Here is a 5303-nt window from a genome sequence, read left to right as displayed (position 1 = left end):
TCATGGGCCTGATCAAGCGTCATGTGAGCCATCACGCGTCCTCTTTCGCCAGATGCGTCAGAACCTTGTCGGCGATCAGGCTGCTGACACGCACATTGGACTCTCCAGTGACGCCTGCGATATGCGGTGTGAGGATGAGGTTCGGCAGGTCGGCAAAGATGCCTCCGGCCTCGGGCGTCAGCGGTTCGACCTCGAAGACATCCAAGGCGGCTCCGGCCAAGCGTCCCTGTCGCAGTGCGTCGGCCAGTGCGGTCTCGTCCACAACACCACCGCGTGCAGCGTTGATCAGCACTGCATCTGCGCGCATGGCTGCCAGCGCGTCCGCGTTGATCACGTGGCGGGTTTGCGGCGTCAGGGGCACGTGCAGGCTGAGCACATCGGACTGCGCCAGCAAATCCGAAAGGGAAACCGCTTGAGCCGAAACCCATGCCGGGTCCGTATTGGGCAGATGAGGATCGTGGGCGATAACGGTCATGCCCATGGCTTGGGCACGCGTCGCGACCTGGCGGGCAATGGCGCCAAAGCCCAGGAGGCCCATGATGCGACCCGAGGTCTCGCCTCCGATGAGATCCTGACGTGGCCACTCCCCGGCGGCAACCCGACCCGAGGCAAGATAGGCACCGCGCAACAGCATCATTGCCGTGGTGATCACGTACTCGGCCACCGCAAGATCATTGGCTCCCGTGGCGGGCCAGACAGTGATCCCCCGAGCCTTGCAGGCCTCCAGATCAATATTGTCGAGCCCTACCCCAAGTCGGCCCACAGCCCTTAGATGCGGACCAGCTTGCAGGAGCTCTGCATCCACGCAGGTGCGGTTTCGCACGACCAGCACCTCTGCCTTCTTCAGCGCCTGCAACAGGTCCGTGCGACGGTCGACAAGGTCGGGCGCATAGAGCGCGTCATGGTCGGCAGACATCCGGGCCACGGCGGCCTCGTCCATGAATTCGGTGATGACAATACGCGACATGGCGTTTCCTTTCTCAGAACAGCAAGGCCGGAGGCAGGGGCACGTTCAGAACCCGAACCATCAGGAGGTAGAAAACACTGACCATCAGCAGGATGCAGACCAGATAGACTGCAAGGCGGCGGCCGGTCAGACGGCCAAACTGGCCGGTCAGCATCAAAAGGGTGCAGGCGACCAGCGAAGTGACATACATACCCAGATGCGGGAAGATCACCGCCCAGCCCAGCATAGTGGCGCCCAGCACCAAGCCGCGTGTCGTCCCATCTGGACCAGCAGCCTCTGCATTGACGCCCGCCTGGCCGCGCAGGCTGCGGGCGACCTGGAGCAGGGACAAAATCGCCAAGACCGCACCGACGGCATAAGGAAAGGCAGCAGCCATGGTGCTCAGTCCCTGTGCCTGCAAGAGCATCCAGACGGCCAGTGCCAGGAAGGCGGCCGATCCAATCAGACCCGCACGATCGGCTTGCCGATGATCAACAGGCGCTTCGTGGACAAAAGTTTCCTCACGAGCCAAGCGACGCGCTGTCCGCATTCGTAGCAGTGGCAGGCACATGGTCAGCAGGATCAGGGCCACGATCCCCCAGCTGATGGGCCGGTTCAGCAGCAGTTGCCCCATGAAATCATTGCGGGCACCGCCAATCATCCAAGCACGCATGAAGCCCTGCTCGGCGATCTGTCCCAGGACCAGGCCCAGCACGATTGGCGAGGCGCCAAATCCGGCCCGACCTGCCGCCCAACCGATGAGGCCCAGCACGACCATTACCAGGACATCATGCGGGTTGGCATGGATGGCAAAGCTGCCGATCACGGTCATGAACGCGATCAATGGCACAAGCATCGCCTTGGGCACGTTCGTGATGAAACGAAAGGCATAGCGTCCGACGATCAGTCCCACCGGCAGCATCAGCAGCGTGGCAATAACGAGGCCGGTCATGAAGACATAGACCGTGTCGTCACCCGATTGGAAAAGGGACGGACCGACGCGAATGCCCTGGACCATCAGCGCGCCCATGATGACCGCATCCGGAGGTGTTCCGGGGATGCCCAAGACCAGCGTTGGAATAAATCCCCCGCCTACGGTCGCATTGTTGGCGCTTTCGGTTGCCAGAATGCCACCCGGCTCACCTTTGCCATAGTTTGCCGCATGCGGCGACGCACGGCGAGCCTCGGCATAGGCCACCAAGGAGGCGATCGATCCACCTGCTCCCGGAAGGATGCCGACCACGGTGCCGATCAAGGAAGAGCGCACAAGGTTGAACCAATTGCGCGCTGAGATGCCCAGGGCCTCGAAAAGACGGAACCCCCGGGCTTCGGTGGGGTCCAGATGCTGGTCTGGCGAGGAAACCAAGCCGATCAAGACCGGAATACAGTAAAGTCCGATCAGGGCGGCCACGATGTCGATCCCCCCCAACATCGAAGGCATGCCTCCGGTGAAGCGCGTATCTCCACCGATGACTGCGACGCCAATCATCGACAGGAACAACCCGAACATACCGCCGATAAGACCTTTGATGAGGTTGCCTTCGGAGAGTGTGGCAATCAAGGTCAACCCCAGGATCGCCAACCAGAAATACTCGGTTGATTGGAAAGCCAGCGCCAGAGTGGCCAGCTTCGGGGCCAGAGTGATCAGGAGGATGGCTCCGACAAGGCCACCAAAGACGCTGGCGATGGTGGCCAGCGTGACAGCGAGATCGCCGTCTCCACGCTTGGCCATGGGGTAACCATCAAAAGTGGTCGCAATGGAACTTGGGGTGCCGGGGGTGTTGACCAGGATCGCCGCAAAGGCGCCGCCATACACAGCGCCGGTATAGATGGCGCCCAGCATGATCAGGCCAGACGCCGGATCCATGACAAAAGTGAAGGGCACCAGTACGGCAATCGCCATTGTCGCCGACAATCCCGGTAGCGCTCCAATGATGGTTCCGCCAAGAACCCCCAGCAGAGCCAGAAGCAGGTTCATCGGGCTGAGCGCTTCGAACAGAATACTTGCCGCATTGGCCATGGTTGTCCCCTTTTGGCTCGCGAGATCGCAAAGCCGGGCCGCCGCTTGGCAAAGCGGCCCGATCCGCTCGGGTTCAGGGTTACTGCTGGGACTTCAACTGTTCAGCGACAGCCGTATAAGCTTCGACACGTTCAGCCATGAATGCGTCCATTTCAGAATAAGGCACGTCGATCAGAGCATAACCGTCGTTTTCCATCTGCTTGCGGAATGCAGGATCGGCGTTGATCTGGCCGATGATGTCAGACAATTGCTGGCGAACCTCTTCCGGGGTCGAGGACGGCACACCAATGCCGCGGTACGCGCCGCCGACCATGTCGATCCCCAACTCCTTGAAAGTGGGAGCATCAGGAAACAGCGGATGGCGCTCTTCTGTTGCAACAGCAAGAACGCGTGTCGCATCAGCCTGACGCACGGCAACGGTTGTGTAACCCCAAAGCACATCGACCTCGCCGCCCACCAGTGCCGTTTCAGTCGCACCGGTGCCAGTATAAGGGATATAGGTCAGCTCCGCGCCGGTCTCGTTCATGAAGACCTGGTTGGCGACGTGATTGGCTGAATTTGTGGCCGATCCCCCCGCCGTGATACCGCCGGGCATCTCTTTAGCGGCGTCAATGACATCTTGGACTGTTTGATACGGACTGTCCTTGCTGACCATGAGCGCGTCAGGCGTGAAGTGGAACATGTAGACGTTGGTGATGTCTTCAGTTGTGTAGCCCGGATCCTGCAGCATGGGCTGCAGGATGATATGCGGCAGGTTGGTGCCCATAATCGTCTGGCCATCACCATGTATGCCGTTCAAGCCTGCCCATGCCTGGGCTCCACCCGCTCCTGGCAGATACTGAACGATCAGGTCCTGACCGGTGATCTTGCTGAAGTGCGGTTGTTGATAACGCGCGGTCACGTCGCTTTCGCCGCCCGCGTTGAACGGGATGATATAGGTCACCGGTCCGTCCGGGTAGGCCAGAGCGGCTCCTGCCCCGCTCATCAAAGCTAGGGCTGCCACGCCGATCAGGCGCCGTGTCGTCGTTCCGATCATGGTCTTCTCCTCCCTTGTTGTGGTCATCTGAACAAACCTGCGCCTGCCGCACCCCTCCTCAAAGGCGCGGCAGGCGTGCACAATCAGGCGCTGCGGTAAAGCTTGGTCATCGAGAATTCACGGTGTCCCAAAGCCTCGGCGGCGGTCAAACGCCCGTTGGCAGTGCGCATGATCATCTCGATCAGCGAGTCACCGGCCTGATCGATTGTCATTTCGCGCGTCAGCACCCCGGTAACGTCCACATCGATATGCTCGGACATGGTCCGCAGCGTGCGCGGGTTCCCGGAGATCTTGATTACCGGAACGATAGGGTTGCCCACCACGTTGCCCTGACCGGTCGGGAAGGTATGGATCACGTAGCCACCCGCTGCCATCAGCGTCACGCACTCTGCTGCCGCGGAGGAGCTGTCCATGAAGTAAAGGCCCGGCCCCTTTTCCGGCGTCTCCGCAGGCCCGATTGCGTCGATATATGTCGACGACTTTCCGATCTTCTCCAGATTGCCCAGAGCTTTTTCCTCGATGGTTGTCAGACCCCCCAGGATATTGCCCTTGGTCGGCTGACTGTCTGACAGGTCCGAAGTCTTGAACTGTTCGATGACATCGTCCTGATAAGCCTTCCAGATCGTCTTGAACTTTTCGGCAGCCTCCGGATTGGCCGCGCGTGTTTCACAAATGTGCTCAGCCCCAGTGATCTCCGAGGTTTCACCGAAGCAGCCATAGATCCCGTGCGGCAGCAGTTTGTCATACATGTTGCCAACGGTTGGGCAGGACGACAGGCCAGTCGTGGTGTCGCTTTCGCCGCATTTGGTGGACACCCACAAGTCGCTGACGGGGCAGTCCTCCTTCTGGAGTTCAGTCGCCCAATGGACGTATTCCTTGGCCTTCCAGCTGGCTTGGCGGATCGTTTCGAAGTCGCCCTTCTGCTCGATCGAGAAGCCGGTGACAGGCTTTCCGGTCTTGGCGATGCCGTCAACAATAACTTTGGTCCATTCCGGCTCAATGCCGATCACGACAACGGCAGCGACGTTGGGGTTCGCGCCTGTGCCGATGATGGTACGGAAATGGAGTTCCAGGTCCTCGCCGAACTGCAGGCGACCATAGGCATGGGGAATGGCCAGCGTGCCCTTGACGTTATTGGCCACCGCCTCGCAAGCCGCGTTGGAGATGTCGTCGACCGGCAGGATCAGGACATGGTTGCGCACGCCGACGCGGCCGTTCTCGCGGCGCCATGCCTTCACAGTCGCAGTGCTGAAATCAAGCGCCATGGCTTACCACCTTTTCGTTTTGCAGTTCTGGGTGTG

Annotated in this window: 4 protein-coding genes; all 4 read right to left on the bottom strand. The window is 60.4% G+C overall.

The features are described from left to right. Positions 1-31 precede the first annotated feature (31 nt). The 4 genes from ACLHHB_RS03170 to ACLHHB_RS03155 all read right to left on the bottom strand — a co-directional run bounded on the left by ACLHHB_RS03170 (position 32) and on the right by ACLHHB_RS03155 (position 5267). Positions 32-967 (bottom strand): hydroxyacid dehydrogenase, encoded by a 936-nt coding sequence (locus ACLHHB_RS03170; RefSeq protein WP_410216834.1) that lies wholly within the window; start codon positions 965-967, stop codon positions 32-34. Between the two features lie 13 nt (positions 968-980). After that, positions 981-2966 carry a tripartite tricarboxylate transporter permease gene (locus tag ACLHHB_RS03165; protein ID WP_410216833.1) on the bottom strand — a complete coding sequence of 662 codons (1986 nt, stop codon included), beginning with the start codon at positions 2964-2966 and terminating at the stop codon, positions 981-983. Positions 2967-3045: 79 nt separating this feature from the next. Next, entirely contained in the window at positions 3046-4002 is a 957-nt protein-coding gene (locus ACLHHB_RS03160) for a tripartite tricarboxylate transporter substrate binding protein (RefSeq protein ID WP_410216832.1), read from the bottom strand. 83 nt (positions 4003-4085) lie between these two features. Beyond that, positions 4086-5267, bottom strand: a complete 1182-nt coding sequence (locus ACLHHB_RS03155; RefSeq protein WP_410216831.1) for a UxaA family hydrolase — start codon at positions 5265-5267, stop codon at positions 4086-4088. Positions 5268-5303: the final 36 nt, after the last annotated feature.

It is taken from the genome of Paracoccus sp. (in: a-proteobacteria), from assembly GCF_046462195.1.
Classification (GTDB): domain Bacteria; phylum Pseudomonadota; class Alphaproteobacteria; order Rhodobacterales; family Rhodobacteraceae; genus Paracoccus.
This window is presented reverse-complemented; position numbering and strand designations above follow the sequence as displayed.